The organism is Pseudomonas sp. JUb42 (assembly GCF_024807945.1).
In the GTDB taxonomy this organism is placed as follows: Bacteria; Pseudomonadota; Gammaproteobacteria; order Pseudomonadales; family Pseudomonadaceae; genus Aquipseudomonas.
The window spans coordinates 79246-96158 of the sequence record NZ_JANUFD010000013.1; the positions used below are offsets into that span (position 1 = coordinate 79246).

The window sequence follows — 16913 nt, forward strand, 5'->3', positions numbered from 1 at the left end:
GCCGCCGTGTTGTTCAGGTTATTGCGGCATCTGCACTTCGATCATGCCTTCAGCGATGACATTGACCTGGCTGGTGCCCGCTTCGACCTCCGGTGCCGGTGCGGAATCGCGTGGCGCCGCTTTCATCATCATGACTGGCGCGCGCATATAGGGCTGTGGATAACCCGAGGTGTTGAGATTCAGGTTGACCACTTTGTAACCGTTGCCGCCCATGGCGTCGGTGACCAGTTGCGCGCGCTTCTTGAAGTTGAGCACGGCCTCCTTGAGCAGCGTGTCTTCGCTGGCCATGCGCGCAGGTTTGGAAATCGAGAAGTCCATGCCGGCGATTTTCAGGTCAGTGAGCAATTCGCCGGTGAGCTTGGACAGCGCGGCAAAGTCGGCGCTTTCCAGGCGCAGCTCGGCATGTTCGCTCCAGCCGATGATCTTCTGGCTCTTGTCATCGTAGATCGGCGTGCTGTTGCGGCTGCCCTGGCGCGTGGTGATGTCCTTGACCTCGCGGGCCTGGGTCACGGCCTTGTTCAGGGTTTCGGTGATCTGCGCGGCCAGTTTGGCCGGGTCCTTGTTCTGGGCCTCGCTGTACAGGGTGACCTGCATCAGGTCGCGGGGCACTTCCTGGCTGGCCTCGGCGCGCACTGAAACCAGGTTGTAGCGTGGCTCGTCCGCCAGGGCCGAAAAGCTGGCCAGGGTCAGGGTAGACAGGGCGAAGAGGGCGGCTGCGGGGCGTAGGCTGAACATGAAAACTCCTTGTTGATGGACTGCCCGGACGAAGTCTGTACAGGCACAAGAGCATCAGACTGTAGAACCCGATTCTTGTTCCAGCCAGGCAATTCAGGCACTTGATTTAATACCCAGCTGCGGTGCTTTGACGCAGTTTCACTGTATTTGATGACGCATTGGGTATACTCGCGCGATTCGCCTGGAGCACTCATCAGGAGAGCTCATGCTCGCCCCCGTTCAATTGCTTTCAGCCACTCGCCAGAATCTCTGGCGTCTGACATTCATACGTACCCTGGTATTGGGTGCCCAAGCCGGGTCGGTGGGTTTTGCCTGGTTGTTCGACCTGCTGCCATTGCCCTGGCTGCAACTGGCAATCACCCTCGGCTGCTCCATGGTCCTGTGCGCCCTGACGGCCGTTCGCCTGGGCGCATCCTGGCCTGTCACCGAGCTGGAATACGCGGTACAGCTGGCCTGCGACCTGTATATCCACAGTGCGCTGCTGTACTTTTCCGGCGGCTCGACCAACCCCTTCGTGTCCTACTATCTGGTGCCCCTGACCATCGCCGCCGTGACGCTGCCGTGGCGTTACTCGCTGATCCTGTCCGGGATTGCCCTGGCCCTGTATACCTTGCTGCTGGCGCAGTTCTACCCGTTGGTGACCTACCCGATTGCCCGGGAAAAGATGCAGATCTATGGCATGTGGCTGAGTTTTGCATTGGCAGCGGCGGTGATTACCTTTTTCGCCGCGAAAATGGCCGAAGAGCTGCGGCGCCAGGAGCAGCTGCGCGCCGAGCGTCGCGAAGAGAGTCTGCGTGATGAGCAACTGTTGGCCGTCGCGACCCAGGCCGCCGGTGCCGCCCATGAGCTGGGCACGCCACTGGCAACCATGAGCGTATTGCTCAAGGAAATGCGCCAGGACCATAAGGACCCGGCCTTGCAGGACGACCTCGAAGTGCTGCAGGAGCAGGTCAAGCAGTGCAAGACCACCTTGCAGCATCTGGTCCGCGCCGCCGAGGCAAACCGTCGCCTGGATGTGCGGTTGCAGCCGGTCACCGAATGGCTGGACGAATCCCTCAATCGCTGGCACCTGATGCGCCCCGAAGCCACTTATCGCTTCCAGTTGCTGGGCGAGGGCGCCGCGCCGCAACTGGCGCCGCCGCCGGACCTGACCCAGGCTTTGCTCAATCTGCTGAACAACGCCGCCGATGCCTGCGCCGAAGGCCTGGAAGTCATGCTGAACTGGGACAGCGAGGAAATCTGCGTCAGTATCCGTGATCATGGGCCCGGCGTGCCGCCAGCGATTGCCGAACAGATTGGCAAGCCGTTTTATACCACCAAGGGCAAAGGCTTCGGCCTGGGCCTGTTTTTGAGCAAGGCCAGCGTGACCCGCGCCGGTGGCTCGGTAAAACTCTACAGCCATGAAGAAGGCGGCACGCTCACAGAGCTGCGTCTGCCCCATGGCACCCGAGGAGACGAAGTATGAGTGACGAGATCCAGGTTGAAGGCGAGGAACTCCCGCATTTATTGCTGGTAGATGACGACGCCACGTTCACCCGCGTGATGGCCCTAGCCATGAGCCGTCGCGGTTTCCGGGTCAGCACCGCTGGCTCCGCCGAAGAGGGACTGGCCCTGGCCCAGCAGGATCTGCCTGAATACGCAGCCCTCGATCTGAAGATGGAAGGGGACTCTGGCCTGGTGCTGCTGCCCAAGCTGTTGGAACTGGACCCGGAAATGCGCGTCGTAATCCTGACCGGTTATTCGAGCATTGCCACGGCCGTGGAAGCGATCAAGCGCGGCGCGGCCAACTACCTGTGCAAGCCGGCCGACGCCGACGACGTGCTGGCGGCGCTGCTCTCCGAGCATGCTGACCTCGACACCCTGGTGCCGGAAAACCCGATGTCGGTGGACCGCCTGCAGTGGGAACACATTCAGCGCGTGTTGACCGAGCACGAAGGCAATATCTCCGCCACCGCCCGTGCGCTGGGCATGCACCGGCGCACGTTGCAGCGCAAGTTGCAGAAGCGTCCGGTACGTCGATAACCGCTCTTTCATGGATGAGCCTGTAGGGCGCCCGGCTTTTTAGCGAAGGGCGCCGATGTTCAATTTTTGCCGAGCCTTGCCCATGAATCCGAATGCCGAACACTCCGCGGTCAATGACACCGTGCGAGGTAACTTTTTTCCCCGGGTCTGGAAGCTGGTCACGCCGTACTGGCGCAGCGAAGAAAAGACCGTCGCCTGGGTCTTGTTGATTGCCGTGATCGCGCTGTCGCTGTTCAGCGTGGCGATTTCGGTACTGGTCAACAGTTGGTATCGCGACTTCTACAACGCCCTGGAAAAGAAAGACCTGGCGGCGTTCACTCACTTGATTCTGTACTTTTGCGGCATTGCGGCCATCGCCATTCTCGGCGCGGTGTATCGCCTGTACCTGACGCAAATGCTCACCATCCGCTGGCGCCGCTGGCTGACCGAGCAGCATTTCGCCAAGTGGCTGAGCCACAAGAACTACTACCAGTTGGAAAAGAACGGCTCGACCGACAACCCCGACCAACGTCTGTCCCAGGACCTCGATCAGTTCACCACCAGTACCCTGAGTCTGGCCTTGGGTCTGATTCGTACCGTGGTCAGCCTGGTATCGTTCTCCATCATCCTGTGGGGCGTGTCCGGCAGCATCGAATTGCTCGGCATTACCATTCCCGGTTACATGTTCTGGGCCGCGTTGCTCTACGCCGCGGTCGGCAGCTGGCTGACCCACCTGATCGGCCGGCGCCTGATCCTGCTCAGCAACCAACAGGAACGTTACGAAGCCGACCTGCGTTTCGGTCTGGTACGGGTGCGCGAAAACGCCGAGAGCATTGCCCTGTCCGATGGCGAACCCAACGAAAATCAGCGTCTAACTGCGCGCTTCGGCATGGTCTGGAATAACTTCTGGACCATCATGAAAGTGCAGAAGCGCCTGACTTTCTTCACCGCCGGTTACTCGCAGATCGCCATTGTCTTTGCCTTCGTCGTCGCCGCGCCGCGCTACTTCGCCGGCAAGATCGAATTGGGCGGTCTCATGCAGATCAACTCCGCGTTCGGCAACGTGCAGGAGAACTTCAGTTGGTTCATCGACGCTTACACCACGTTGGCATCGTGGCGGGCGACCTGTGATCGTCTGCTGAGCTTCCGCCAGGGCATGGACGAGAACGAGCAGCGCAGCTCGGCAATCAAGATCGCTCACCATGGCAATGCCCTGCGCGTTGACGATCTGGACCTGGCATTGGCTGGCGGCCGTCAGTTGCTCGACCACTCCAGCATGAGTATCGCCGCAGGTGAGCGAGTCATGCTCAGTGGTCGCTCGGGCAGCGGCAAAAGTACGCTGCTGCGGGCCTTGGGTGGCTTGTGGAACGACGGCAAGGGCCATATCCACCTTCCTGCCGAGCGCTACCTGTTCCTGCCGCAGCGGCCTTATCTGCCCATCGGCACCCTGCGTGAAGTACTGAGTTACCCGCAGGCGCCCGAGGTTTACCCGGCCGAACGCTTCGCACAACTGCTGGAAACCTGCCGTCTGGATCATCTGATTCCGCGCCTGGACGAAGGCAATCACTGGCAGCGCCTGCTGTCACCGGGCGAGCAACAGCGCGTGGCTTTTGCCCGGGCGCTGCTGTATGCACCGAGCTGGCTGTATCTGGATGAGGCGACCTCGGCCATGGACGAAGAGGACGAAGCGGTGCTGTATCAGGCCCTGATCGACGAGCTGCCGGGCGTGACGCTGCTCAGCATCGGTCATCGCAGCAGCCTCAAACGCTTCCATTCGCGTCATCTGCGCATTGAAGATGGCCAGTTGCACGAGCAGTCCGTCGTGCAGGCACTGGTGTGATTCTGCGGCCCCTGTGAGGAATCGTAGGGGCCACAGGTCGTTTTAGTACATGTGATCAGATATCCGCTGAGCTATCATTCATCTTTTTCACTGCCACGAGATTGACGTTGGATATGGAAAATCAAAGCGCTCTTCCTCGCGCCCGTAGAAAGCACCGCAGCCTCGCGCAGGAACTGGTGACAGAACTGTCCGAGCGTATCCGCAGCGGGCAGCTCAAGCGCGGCGACAAATTGCCCACCGAGTCGGCAATCATGGAAGAGCAGGGCGTGAGCCGTACGGTGGTGCGCGAAGCGATTTCCCGCTTGCAGGCCTCAGGTTTAGTGGAGACCCGCCACGGTATCGGTACTTTTGTGCTCGATACGCCGAGCCCGAGCGGCTTCCGCATCGACCCGGCAACCATCGTCACCCTGCGTGATGTGCTGGCGATTCTCGAATTGCGCATCAGCCTGGAAGTGGAGTCGGCCGGCCTTGCGGCACAACGCCGTACCGACGAGCAACTGCTGGCCATGCGCAAGGCGCTTGATGCGCTTAACGAAAGCGCGTCCCACGCCAGTGATGCGGTGTCGTCTGACTTCCAGTTCCACCTGCAGATCGCCCTTTCCACGGGCAATCGCTATTTCACTGACATCATGACTCACCTGGGCACCAGCATCATTCCACGTACCCGCGTGAACTCGGCGCGCCTGGCCCATGATGATCATCAGCGCTACATGACTCGCCTGAGCCGTGAGCACGAAGAGATCTACGACGCCATTGCGCGTCAGGACTCCGACGCCGCCCGCGCGGCCATGCGCCTGCACCTGACCAACAGCCGCGAACGCCTGCGCCATGCCCATGAAGAGGCGGAGTCGCAGCAGGCCTGACGTCGTATGAGTCGCCGTTGATACCTCCATTTTTGTACAGGTGAATTCAGTGGGAGCGAATTCATTCGCGAAAGGGTTTGTCAGGCAACATTGATGTCGGATGTGCTGACGTCTTCGCGGATGAATCCGCTCCCACTGAATACTGATTTACGCCGCCTATCTCCTTTTTTTCTGTCTAAACCCCTCATCTATCAAGGGCTTACTGGCCCGCGTCCGCCTTCTTTTGAAAAAACCTGCAAATCCCTGTTGAGGGTTTTTATTTCTAGTTGTACGATGACTTACGACATCAGCGCAGGCCGATGATCCATTCACTTTTTTTGCTTCCTCCAGGGTGTTCGAATAATGAATCCACAAGAACTGAAGTCCATCCTCTCTGCTGGTTTGCTGTCTTTTCCAGTTACCGATTTCAATGCCCAGGGCGACTTCAATCGCGCTGGCTACATCAAGCGTCTCGAGTGGTTGGCCCCGTACGGCGCCAGCGCTCTGTTCGCCGCAGGCGGCACCGGTGAGTTCTTCTCCCTGGCCGCCAGCGAATACTCCGAAGTGATCAAGACAGCGGTCGACACTTGCGCCACCAGCGTACCGATCCTTGCCGGTGTCGGCGGCGCAACCCGCCAGGCCATCGAATACGCTCAAGAAGCCGAGCGTCTGGGCGCCAAGGGCCTGCTGCTGCTGCCGCACTACCTGACTGAAGCCAGCCAGGACGGCGTAGCCGCCCACGTCGAAGCCGTCTGCAAATCGGTGAATATCGGCGTCATCGTCTACAACCGTAACGTCTGCCGCTTGACCGCTCCGCTGCTGGAAAAACTGGCTGATCGCTGCCCGAACCTCATCGGCTACAAAGACGGCCTGGGTGATATCGAGCTGATGGTTTCGATCCGCCGTCGCCTGGGTGACCGCTTCTCGTACCTGGGTGGTCTGCCGACCGCTGAAGTCTACGCCGCTGCCTACAAGGCCCTGGGCGTTCCGGTCTACTCGTCTGCCGTCTTCAACTTCGTACCCAAGCTGGCCATGGATTTCTACCACGCCATCGCCAAGGACGATCACGTTGCCGTGGGCAAAATGATCGACGACTTCTTCCTGCCGTACCTGGACATCCGTAACCGTAAGTCCGGCTACGCAGTCAGCATTGTCAAGGCAGGCGCGAAAATCGCCGGTTACGACGCAGGCCCGGTGCGTACTCCGCTGACCGACCTGACTGCTGAAGAGTACGAAATGCTCGCCGCTCTGATGGACAAGCAAGGCGCCCAGTAAGGCGATTGCAGGATGCTGGACCGCTGAGTGATCAGCGGTCTTTTGCCATCCACGTATCACCCGGCGATAAGGTGCAGACCTTATCGCCAAAAGCTGTCCGCGCTGAAGGTAGGGCGTTGTCATCAGACAACCTCTAAGGGGCCAGCAGCGTTAGCAAGACCTATATGTTCTACCCGCGCAAAAAAATAATTAGTGGGAGTCACCGTATATGCAAAATTCCAAGCCGACCCACGTCCGCTATTTGATCCTGCTCATGCTGTTCCTGGTGACCACGATCAACTACGCAGACCGTGCCACCATCGCAATCGCCGGTTCCAGCCTGCAAAAAAGCCTGGGCATCGACGCTGTAACACTCGGTTATATCTTCTCTGCATTCGGTTGGGCCTACGTGGCCGGCCAGATCCCCGGCGGCTGGTTGCTCGACCGCTTCGGCTCGAAAAAAGTCTACGCCCTGAGCATCTTCACCTGGTCGCTGTTCACCGTGCTGCAAGGCTATGTCGGTGAATTCGGTCTCTCTACCGCCATCGTCGCGCTGTTCATGCTGCGCTTTTTGGTCGGTCTGGCTGAAGCACCTTCCTTCCCTGGCAACGCTCGTATCGTTGCGGCCTGGTTCCCTACGGCCGAACGTGGCACTGCCTCGGCTATCTTCAACTCCGCGCAATACTTCGCCACGGTGCTGTTCGCGCCGATCATGGGCTGGATCGTTTACACCTTCGGCTGGCAGCATGTGTTCGTGGTCATGGGTGGCGTCGGTATCGTCTTCTCGCTGATCTGGCTGAAAGTCATCCATAGCCCGCGTAACCATCCGAAGATCAACGCCGCAGAGCTTGAGCACATCGCCAGCAACGGCGGTATGGTCGACATGGACCAGGACAAAGGCAAAAGCGCTGCCGGTGGCCCGAAATGGGACTACGTCCGTCAGTTGCTGACCAACCGCATGATGCTCGGGATCTACCTGAGCCAGTACTGCATCAACGGCATTACCTACTTCTTCCTGACCTGGTTCCCGGTGTACCTGGTACAGGAACGCGGCATGACCATCCTCAAGGCTGGTTTCATTGCCTCGCTGCCGGCCATCTGTGGCTTTATCGGTGGTGTATTGGGCGGAGTCATTTCCGACTACCTGCTGCGTCGCGGTCATTCGCTGACCTTCTCGCGCAAGGCGCCGATCATCGGCGGTCTGCTGCTGTCGACCTCCATCGTCACCTGTAACTATGTTGATGTTGAGTGGGTTGTGGTCGGCTTCATGGCCCTGGCGTTCTTCGGCAAGGGTGTAGGTGCACTGGGCTGGGCGGTGATGTCCGACGCTTCGCCGAAACAGATCGCCGGTTTGAGCGGTGGCCTGTTCAACATGTTCGGTAATATCGCGTCGATCACCACGCCAATCGTCATCGGCTACATCATCAGCAACACCGGCTCGTTCAAATGGGCGCTGGTGTTCGTCGGCGCCAACGCGCTGGTCGCGGTGATCAGCTATGTGTTCATTGTGGGTGAGATCAAACGTGTCGAATTGAAAGAGCCGCCAAGCAAGGGGCCTTCGCTGAACAGCGACCTTTCTCAAGCAAAATCCTGAGGAAACCGTGATGGACTTGATTCAACATGCCGATTCGCCGCGTTACATCCTGCTCAACGAGCTGGATAACGTGGTTGTGGTGGTCAACGACCAGGGTGTACCGGCCGGTACTGAGTTCGATAATGGTGTCGTGACCATCGATAACGTGCCGCAAAGCCACAAGGTCAACCTGGTGGACATCCCTGAAGGTGGCCCGGTGATTCGTTACGGGCAGACCATTGGTTATGCACTGCGGCCGATCCCACGCGGCAGTTGGGTCAAGGAAGATCTGTTGCGCATGCCTACCGCACCATCGTTGGACAGCCTGCCGCTGTCCACTGATGTGCCGGGCAAGGGCGAGCCGCTGGAAGGCTTCACCTTCGAGGGTTATCGCAATGCCGACGGCACCGTCGGCACGCGCAACATCCTCGGTATCACCACCACCGTGCAATGCGTCACCGGTGTGCTCGACTTCGCGGTCAAGCGCATCCGTGAGGAGCTGTTGCCCAAATACCCCAACGTCGATGACGTCGTGGCCCTGACCCACAGCTACGGCTGCGGCGTGGCCATTACCGCCACCGACGCGTATATCCCCATCCGCACCGTGCGCAACCTGGCGCGCAACCCGAACCTGGGTGGCGAAGCGCTGGTAATCAGCCTGGGCTGCGAGAAATTGCAGGCCGGGCAGGTGATGCACGAAGGCGATGCCTCGGTGGATCTCAGCGATCCATGGTTGTACCGCCTGCAAGACTCCAGCCACGGCTTCCACGAAATGATCGAACAGATCATGGAGCTGGCCGAGACCCGCCTGAAGAAACTCGACCTGCGTCGTCGCGAGACCGTTCCGGCCTCCGAGCTGATCCTCGGCATGCAATGCGGCGGCAGCGATGCCTTCTCCGGCATCACCGCCAACCCGGCCCTGGGCTACGCCTCGGACCTGTTGCTGCGTGCCGGCGCCACCGTGATGTTCTCGGAAGTGACGGAAGTGCGGGACGCCATCTACCTGCTGACGTCCCGTGCCGAAACCAAGACCGTCGCCGAAGAACTGGTGCGGGAAATGGACTGGTACGACCGTTACCTGGCCAAGGGCGAGGCCGACCGCAGCGCCAACACCACGCCGGGCAACAAGAAGGGCGGTCTGTCGAACATTGTCGAGAAGTCCCTGGGCTCCATCGTCAAGTCCGGCAGCAGCGCCATCAACGGCGTGCTGGGCCCTGGTGAGCGGGTGAACCGCAAAGGTTTGATCTTCTGCGCGACGCCGGCCAGCGACTTCGTCTGCGGCACGCTGCAACTTGCGGCCGGCATGAACCTGCATGTGTTTACCACCGGACGTGGCACGCCGTATGGCCTGGCCATGGCGCCAGTGGTCAAGGTCTCGACCCGTACCGAGCTGGCTCACCGCTGGCCGGATCTGATCGATATCGACGCCGGGCGCATCGCTACCGGTCGTGCCAGCATCGAGGACCTGGGCTGGGAGCTGTTCCACTTCTACCTGGACGTGGCCAGCGGCAAGAAGAAAACCTGGACCGAGCACTATCGCCTGCACAACGACATCACTTTGTTCAATCCGGCGCCGATTACTTGATATACCCGTCTCTTGCAGGATATTCATGATTCTGTGGGAGATCATTGTGGGAGCGAATTCATTCGCGAAGACGACACTGCATTCGATACATCTTTATCGTCTGTAACACCGCTTTCGCGGATGAATCCGCTCCCACATTTCGTGTCCCTCACTAAAGTCCCGCCTTTGCGACAGCTGTTTCAAAATTCTTCCCCACGCCGTTTTCTTTCCCACCTAGACTTCAACCCATGGCACACATCGCTGCGGGTCGCGATTGCCATCCTATTGCAACAGTCAGGTGTTTAGATCCGCGCATAGAAACCGAACGGGGAGAACCATCATGTCGGTGATTGCAAAGTGGGCGATGCAGGCTGTAACGGTATTTTTCTTTGCCTGGCTGGCGACGGTGGCGTCCAGTTGGAACAGTTCGATGGTCAGCGGCACCGGCAGTGATCGCCTGGCGGATCTGACCCGCAGCCCTGCTGTAATCAGCAGTTTTGCCAGCAAAAATGCAGCTGAACAGACTGCGGTGACCGGCCTGTCCGGCAACGGCGAATAACCCGCCAAACCTTACTCCCCTTGAACTCAACAGAACCCGCTTCGGCGGGTTCTTGCGTCTGGCGCACTTTGCAGCGGGCAAAAAGAGGCCCGCAGTGTGAGCGGGCCAAGTGGGATGTATTTCAAGGAGTGAGTTCACCATAAGTGCAGTCAGGTGAAAATCTTGTGAAAGCTTCTCATTTAACGCTTTGTGCAACTTCCATCACTCGCTCACGCAACCATTGCTGGACGTGATGCCCGGCGTTGCGGCGGTGCCAGAGCAGATGGAATTCGATGGCCGGTAGCACCAGAGGGGGCGCGAACAGTTTCAGTAGAGGCCTCTCGGCAGACTTGAGCACCACGCGTTTCATCAGCGTGGCCACATGATCGCTGTGGGCCACCAGCGTCGGTGCAGCGAACATATGCGCCAGGGTCAGGGCGATGCGGCGCTGTCGGCCAGCTTGTGCCAAGACCTGATCGACCACGCCATAACGATCACCCTCCGGCGAGACCAGGACATGGGACAGGCCCAGGAAGCGCTCCAGATCCATCTCTTGCCCGGCTGACGGGTGATCGTGGCGCAGCAGGGTCACGAACTCGTCACGCAGCAGGGGGCTGCTCAGGATCCGGCTTTCGGTCTGGCTGGGCAGAATGCCGATGGCCATATCGATGGTGCCAGCATCAAGCAGCTCCACCGCGCTGTCGCGACCATTGAAACCGTGCACGTTAAGGGTGATGCCCGACGCCAGGGTGCCCAACGCCTGAACCAGGTGCGGTAACAGCACATAAGCCGGGTAATCGGTCATGCCCAGATTGAAGGTGGTAGTGGCCTGGGCCGGATCGAAATTCGGCCGGGTCAGCAGTGCCGTTTCGATGGTATGCAGGGCGCTGGCGACCGGTTCGGCCATCTCCCGTGCCCTGGCAGTGGGCAGCAGACCGTCGGCACTACGCAGGAACAATGGATCGGCAAACAGCGTGCGCAAGCGGCCCAGGGCCGCACTCATGGCCGGCTGGCTGACACCCACCCGCGCGGCGGCGCGGGTGACATTGCGTTCGAGCATCAGGGCGTCGAATGCAGCAAGCAGATTAAGGTCCAGGCCTTTGAAATCCATAATTCGTATATCGCTATATACCCACCATTTGTTGGACGGATATTAGGTGTTTTCTGCAAGCTCTGCGTCACTACTTCCCGGCACAGCAGAGGCCCGCATGAGCGATATGTCTTCGAACACCCTTGAGACCCAGCGTCTGGCACGCGAGCGCACGGCGGTTGAAACCCTCTACCGTGCGTTCAATGAGCAGAATCCTGATCTGGTTGATCTGGCGGTCACCGCCGACTGGGATGATATTCCTCTGGCGCCAGGGCAGGGGCCGGGACCTGAGGGGATCAAACCGATCATTCGCGAGTTCGTTCTGGCGATGCCCGATGTGCAGATCATCGTCCATGACCTGCTTCAACTACCCGGCCGAATCGCCGTGCGCGCAGAGATTCGCGGCACGCATCAGGGCGTGCTGATGGGCATAGCGCCTAGCGGCAAGCAGATCAGTTTCAGTATTCACGAATTTCATGAACTGGATGGCGAACGTGTTACCCGTACCTGGCATCTGGAGGACTGGTTCGGCGCGTTCATGCAGATTGGGCGTTTTCCCGGTATTTGATCTCACAGAGGCAGGTGTGGCAGGAACCCTTTGGTACCTGTGAGATTTGTGGGAGCGAATTCATTCGCGAAATCGGTATTTCAAACGCTGCAAAAATGCGTTGAATCCACCGGCCTCTTCGCGAATGAATTCGCTCCCACATCTGTCTCCATACAGTGGTACAGAATGGCGAGTTATTGATTCATCAACGCTGGCCGTTCAGCCCTGGCGCTGGTCTTGGCGTTTTCGGGTAGCTCATGGGGCGCATCGAGCCGGGACTTCATCTTGTCGGCAAAGTCCCGGGCTTCGTGCCAGGTGCTGCATTTCACCGGGTAACTGTCCAGCATCACTACCCAATTGGCACCGTGAGTACCTTCTTCTATCTGGATAAGCATGAGCGAGCATCTCCGTAAGTGAGTTGTGTTTCACCGAGATTCGGCATGAAAAAACAACGAGCGAAACTCTGCGCCCAAAGGCAATCGACGGGCTACAGCAAATCCACGATTCCCGATGAACGTCACCCGAACTTATCGGGTTGATGTGACCAGTTGAGCATCAGCCGCAGACGCAGACTTGACCAAGGTCAAGCAGGCTGCTGTTTTGCGCTACAAGGCAGATGGCCGGTATCCGTTCGTCGTTTTCTTGCCGGTCTCGATCAGCTCACTCGGCGATCCCCTCAACCTCCGTGCAATGCAGGCGGATTTCATTGCGTACGACCTGGCCGCCGATCTGATGCAGGATCACGGAAATATCCTGGATCTCGAAATGGGTCTTGCGCGTGCGGTGGTATTCGTCCGACTCGAGGTCGATGCGCACACCTTTCTGCAAATGGGGCATGGCACCTTCGGATTCGATATAGCCGATTTCTTCATCGGCGCCGAGGAGGAAGCGGTAGCTGTGTTTCATGGATAACTCCTTGTCTTCATGAACGCGCGGCAGGCGCTTTGCTGGCGCGTTTAGGCTTGGCTGTTGTACTCCCAGCGGCCTTGCGCTTGCCAGTCTTGCGTGATTTTTTCCACGGGGTGCTGCCGGCCGGGGCGGGGCCGCTGATGGTCATGCGCAGGCCGACACAGCGGCTGACCTGCTTACTCATCCACGCCGCCTGCTTGGCGACGAATTCTTCCAGGCTCATCTCGCCGCTCTGCACCATGTCCAGCGCCTGCTCCCAGATGGCTGTGGTGCCGGGGTCGGCAATGGCTCTGGGCACGGCGTCGATCAGGCTGAAGGCAGCCGGAGTGGCGTAGAGGGCCTTGCCGTTCTTGTTCAGGTAACCGCGATCGAGCAGGCCCTGAATAATTCCCGCCCGCGTGGCCTCGGTGCCGATGCCGGTGGTGTCCTTGAGCTTCTGTTTGAGGCGCGGGTCCTCGACCAGTTTGGCGACATTCTTCATCGCCTTGATCAGGTCGCCCTCGGTGAAGGGCTTGGGCGGCTGGGTCCACAGGTCCTTGAGGCGTACGTCCATCACCGGATAGTCGTGGCCTTCGCTGAGCCGCGGCAGGTTCTGCGGCGCTACAGGCTCGCGACCTTTAGCGGGGGCAAGCGCCTCGGGCAGGGCGCGTTTCCAGCCGGGTTCGATAATCTGTTTGCCGACTGCACGCAGATCCTGCCCGGCGCAATCGAAGTCGGCCTGGGTGCGATCGTATTCGTGATTGGGCAGGAACTGCGCCAGATAGCGCGCGCGAATCAGGCTGTAGACCGCCCGTGGTTTGCTTGCCAGGCGGTCGAGGTCGCGCACTGCGGCAGTGGGAATGATGCCGTGGTGGGCGCTGACCTTGGCATCGTTCCAGGCCCGGGAGCGGCGCTTGGGGTCAAGGTGCGCTTGCAGCACCTGGAGGCTGGCATCGGCCCGCGCCAACGCGGCAAGAATCGACGGCGCCTCGCTGTGCTGGCTAAGCGGCAGGAAGCCGCAATCACTGCGCGGATAGGTGATCAGCTTGTGGGTTTCGTAGAGCGCCTGGGCAATGTCCAGAGTCTCCTGGGCGCCGAGGCCGAGCTTCTTCGAGCACACCTCTTGCAAGGTGCCGAGGTCGAAGGGCAGCGGTGCGGCTTCGCGGATGCGTTCGGTGCGCAGTTTGACCAGTTTCGCGCTGCCAGCCTGTTGCATGGCCTCGGCGGCCTGTTGCGCCAGGGGCTGATTGAGGCAGCGATCCTGATCATCACAGACGTCCGATTTGGCTCGCCATTGGGCAACAAAGGTCTGCCGCTCGGACTGCAACTCGACGTCGATGGCCCAATACGGCACCGGGACGAAGTCGGCGATGCTGCGGTCGCGGTCCACCACCAGACGCAGGGTTGGCGTTTGCACACGGCCCACAGGCAGTACGCCCTGATAACCCGACTGACGACCGAGCAGGGTGAACAGACGGCTCATGTTCATGCCGATCAGCCAGTCGGCGCGGGAGCGGCCCAATGCCGAGTGATACAGGTTAAAGGTTTCGATACCGGGCTTGAGGGACGCCAGCGCCTTGCGGATCGAGGCGTCGTCCAGGGCCGACAGCCACAGGCGCTGGATCGGCCCGCGATAGCGGCAGTGCTCCACCAGTTCTCGGGCGATCATCTCGCCTTCGCGGTCGGCGTCGGTGGCGATCACCAGTTCCTGCGCTTCCCCGAGCAGGCGCTTGACTGCCTTGAACTGGCTGGCGGTCTTGGGCTTGACCTGCATTTTCCAGCGCTCCGGGACGATGGGCAGGTCGGCCAGTACCCAGCGTTTGTAACGCGCGTCGTAGGCATCCGGCGGGGCGGTTTCCAGCAGATGGCCGATGCACCAGGTCACCGTCGCGTTGGCGCCGACCCAGCAACCGTCGCCCCGGCGTGTAGCACCGAGCACAGCGGCAATATCCTTGGCCTGGGAAGGCTTTTCGCAGAGAAACAGGCGCATGCAGATCGTCGTTTTTCGATGAGGGCAGTGCTACAGCATGGACAGTGATGTGACAGAGGGCAAGGTTTTTATCTGTATAAATGTACAGCTGTAGCTGTATGAGCGATGATCGCCGCACCCCTGATAATCAAGGCTCAATGCCATGTCCCGTGCCCAGCGTCTCCTAACTCTGTTGCAGGTCCTGCGTCGCTACCGTTTCCCGGTGGCGGGCGCGGTATTGGCGCAGGAGCTGGATATCAGCCTGCGCACCTTGTACCGGGATATCGGCACGCTCAAGGAGCAGGGCGCGGATATCGAAGGCGAGGCAGGCCTGGGTTTTCTGTTGCGACCGGGTTTCATGCTGCCGCCGCTGATGTTCGGCGACGATGAAATCGAAGCCCTGGTGCTGGGTGCGCGCTGGGTCGCGTCACGGGCCGACGATGAACTCGGCAAGGCCGCCCGCAGCGCCCTGGACAAGATCGCTGCCGTGCTGCCCCCGGAACTGCGTCATGAGCTGGACGCCTCGGCGTTGTTGGTGCCGCCCAATGGCCTGCCAGTCATCACGCCCATGATCAGCCCACAGGTCATTCGCCAGGCCATCCGTTGCGAACACAAGGCCCAGATCTACTATCAGGACGTCAAGGAGACCCAGACCGCCCGGACCATCTGGCCCTTTGCCCTGGCTTACTTCGATGGCGTGCAACTGTTGGTGGCATGGTGTGAGCTGCGCGAAGGCTTTCGCCATTTTCGCGTCGACCGTATTCATGAGCTGAACATATCCCCGGAGCGCTACCCGCGTCGGCGCCAGGCGCTGTTAAAGGCGTGGCAGGAGATTCAGGGGATTGATTCACTTTAATTCTTTGATTTGAAATGAGGGGTGTGGGATTCGGCTTGCTGGCGATGACGGTGAATCAGTCAACGCTGTTGCGAGCGCTTCGCACTCGATCGCCACCAAGGCGGCTCCCACAACCAACCAGTCGGCTCCAAAGGAAAGAGAGTTTGAAAATCACTGCTGACAAAAACGTGTAGCAGCGCCCCTTAGGCTTTTTCGAACTGGACGGACATACAGTCCATCGCCAGTTTCATGAATCAGCTATCAGGGAGCTACCCCCATGCTCGACCCCAACTTTCTTATCCTGTACGTCGACGATCCCCTGGCCAGCGCCCAGTTCTACGGGCACCTGTTGGGGCGAACACCCATCGAGTCTTCTGCAACCTTTGCGCTGTTCGCCACCGACACTGGCTTGATGCTCGGCCTGTGGGCGCGGCATGCCGTGGAGCCTGGCGTGGAAGCGCTGGGAGTGGGCGGCGAAGTGGCGTTTGCCGTGGCCGGTATCGGTCTGGTCAATGCGGCCTATCAGATGTGCCGGACCTTCGATATTCCGATCATCCAGACACCCTGCACCCTGGACTTCGGCTACACCTTCGTCGCGGTCGATCCGGACGGTCATCGGTTGCGGGTGTTTTCGGCTTCCTGACCGTCTGGCTGAAATGTATCAGGGATGACACATTTCCCCGGTTCCTCGCTCAAGGTCAGGGGTGTGAGGCCGATATTGCAGGCAATCGCATGGAGGCCTGTATGGAATTCAGCCTGACATTAAGTAACAGCCCGTCGCCCCAGAGCCTGATCGTGGACGCCTTGTCGGCCGCTTTATCAGCCAAGGCCGCGCCTGCCCACGAAGAGACTCCGGTCAAGCCGGGCGTCGAGGTGCTGCTCTCTGACAAAGGCCTGAGCAAGGCTCGCTACGACCGGCAATTTGCCGATATCGATGCGAGCAAGCTGCCGACCACGGTCAAGGAGCAGCTCAAGACCATCCGCCGCATTCAGCTGCAGATTGCCGAGAAAAAGGCTGAACTCAAGGCGGTGATGAAAAACCACCTGCTGACGCCCAAGGAGCGCGAGGTCAAGGCCCGGCTGCTGCAGTTGGAGATGACCAACCTGAGCAACACCATGACCGTGGCGACCAACAGTATCGGCAAGACCATGGGCGAAATGACCTTGCCCCTGGATCAGATTGGTGAAGCCAACAAGCTGATGAACAAGGAGCCGTCCTGACCCGGACGATTGGAGG

The 16913-nt window shown here is 59.8% G+C and carries 17 protein-coding genes; 12 read left to right on the forward strand and 5 right to left on the reverse strand.

What is annotated here, in order from left to right:
* Nucleotides 1-18 precede the first annotated feature (18 nt).
* Nucleotides 19-735 carry an SIMPL domain-containing protein gene (locus M2401_RS23840; RefSeq protein ID WP_259106473.1) on the reverse strand — a complete coding sequence of 239 codons (717 nt, stop codon included), beginning with the start codon at nucleotides 733-735 and terminating at the stop codon, nucleotides 19-21.
* Between the two features lie 205 nt (nucleotides 736-940).
* Between M2401_RS23840 and M2401_RS23845 the strand changes: the two genes are divergently transcribed.
* From M2401_RS23845 to M2401_RS23880, 8 genes are all read left to right on the forward strand, one after another.
* Nucleotides 941-2200, forward strand: a complete 1260-nt coding sequence (locus tag M2401_RS23845; protein ID WP_259106475.1) for an ATP-binding protein — start codon at nucleotides 941-943, stop codon at nucleotides 2198-2200.
* A complete protein-coding gene (locus M2401_RS23850) occupies nucleotides 2197-2757 on the forward strand; it encodes a response regulator transcription factor (protein WP_259106477.1) in 561 nt (186 codons plus the stop codon). The genes M2401_RS23845 and M2401_RS23850 overlap by 4 nt, the downstream gene beginning before the upstream one ends.
* 82 nt (nucleotides 2758-2839) lie before the next feature.
* Complete coding sequence (locus tag M2401_RS23855) at nucleotides 2840-4576, forward strand: ABC transporter ATP-binding protein/permease (protein ID WP_259106479.1); 1737 nt, start codon at nucleotides 2840-2842, stop codon at nucleotides 4574-4576.
* A gap of 113 nt (nucleotides 4577-4689) precedes the next feature.
* Complete coding sequence (locus M2401_RS23860) at nucleotides 4690-5439, forward strand: FadR/GntR family transcriptional regulator (RefSeq protein ID WP_259106481.1); 750 nt, start codon at nucleotides 4690-4692, stop codon at nucleotides 5437-5439.
* A gap of 342 nt (nucleotides 5440-5781) precedes the next feature.
* Nucleotides 5782-6693: a 5-dehydro-4-deoxyglucarate dehydratase gene (gene kdgD / locus M2401_RS23865; RefSeq protein ID WP_259106483.1), complete on the forward strand. Its 912-nt coding sequence runs from the start codon at nucleotides 5782-5784 to the stop codon at nucleotides 6691-6693.
* A gap of 208 nt (nucleotides 6694-6901) precedes the next feature.
* A complete protein-coding gene (locus M2401_RS23870; RefSeq protein WP_259106484.1) occupies nucleotides 6902-8266 on the forward strand; it encodes an MFS transporter in 1365 nt (454 codons plus the stop codon).
* Between the two features lie 10 nt (nucleotides 8267-8276).
* Nucleotides 8277-9830 (forward strand): galactarate dehydratase, encoded by a 1554-nt coding sequence (gene garD, locus M2401_RS23875; protein WP_259106486.1) that lies wholly within the window; start codon nucleotides 8277-8279, stop codon nucleotides 9828-9830.
* 319 nt (nucleotides 9831-10149) lie between these two features.
* A complete protein-coding gene (locus M2401_RS23880; RefSeq protein ID WP_259106488.1) occupies nucleotides 10150-10368 on the forward strand; it encodes a hypothetical protein in 219 nt (72 codons plus the stop codon).
* A 175-nt stretch (nucleotides 10369-10543) separates the two neighbouring features.
* Here M2401_RS23880 and M2401_RS23885 read toward each other — a convergent pair whose 3' ends face one another.
* A complete protein-coding gene (locus M2401_RS23885; RefSeq protein ID WP_259106489.1) occupies nucleotides 10544-11458 on the reverse strand; it encodes a LysR family transcriptional regulator in 915 nt (304 codons plus the stop codon).
* Nucleotides 11459-11555: 97 nt separating this feature from the next.
* Between M2401_RS23885 and M2401_RS23890 the strand changes: the two genes are divergently transcribed.
* Complete coding sequence (locus tag M2401_RS23890; protein ID WP_259106491.1) at nucleotides 11556-12005, forward strand: ester cyclase; 450 nt, start codon at nucleotides 11556-11558, stop codon at nucleotides 12003-12005.
* A gap of 173 nt (nucleotides 12006-12178) precedes the next feature.
* On the opposite strand, the gene M2401_RS23895 is transcribed toward M2401_RS23890, so the two are convergent.
* From M2401_RS23895 to M2401_RS23905, 3 genes are all read right to left on the reverse strand, one after another.
* Entirely contained in the window at nucleotides 12179-12379 is a 201-nt protein-coding gene (locus M2401_RS23895) for a hypothetical protein (protein ID WP_259106493.1), read from the reverse strand.
* A gap of 265 nt (nucleotides 12380-12644) precedes the next feature.
* The gene (locus M2401_RS23900; protein WP_259106495.1) at nucleotides 12645-12890 is read right to left on the reverse strand and encodes a hypothetical protein; all 246 of its coding nucleotides are present in this window, start codon (nucleotides 12888-12890) and stop codon (nucleotides 12645-12647) included.
* Between the two features lie 16 nt (nucleotides 12891-12906).
* Nucleotides 12907-14862 carry a DNA topoisomerase III gene (locus tag M2401_RS23905; protein WP_259106497.1) on the reverse strand — a complete coding sequence of 652 codons (1956 nt, stop codon included), beginning with the start codon at nucleotides 14860-14862 and terminating at the stop codon, nucleotides 12907-12909.
* 142 nt (nucleotides 14863-15004) lie between these two features.
* Between M2401_RS23905 and M2401_RS23910 the strand changes: the two genes are divergently transcribed.
* The 3 genes from M2401_RS23910 (at nucleotide 15005) to M2401_RS23920 (ending at nucleotide 16897) form a co-directional block, all read left to right on the forward strand.
* Nucleotides 15005-15697 (forward strand): YafY family protein, encoded by a 693-nt coding sequence (locus M2401_RS23910; protein ID WP_259106506.1) that lies wholly within the window; start codon nucleotides 15005-15007, stop codon nucleotides 15695-15697.
* 256 nt (nucleotides 15698-15953) lie between these two features.
* Nucleotides 15954-16319: a VOC family protein gene (locus M2401_RS23915; protein ID WP_259106508.1), complete on the forward strand. Its 366-nt coding sequence runs from the start codon at nucleotides 15954-15956 to the stop codon at nucleotides 16317-16319.
* Between the two features lie 101 nt (nucleotides 16320-16420).
* Nucleotides 16421-16897 carry a hypothetical protein gene (locus tag M2401_RS23920; protein WP_259106510.1) on the forward strand — a complete coding sequence of 159 codons (477 nt, stop codon included), beginning with the start codon at nucleotides 16421-16423 and terminating at the stop codon, nucleotides 16895-16897.
* Nucleotides 16898-16913: the final 16 nt, after the last annotated feature.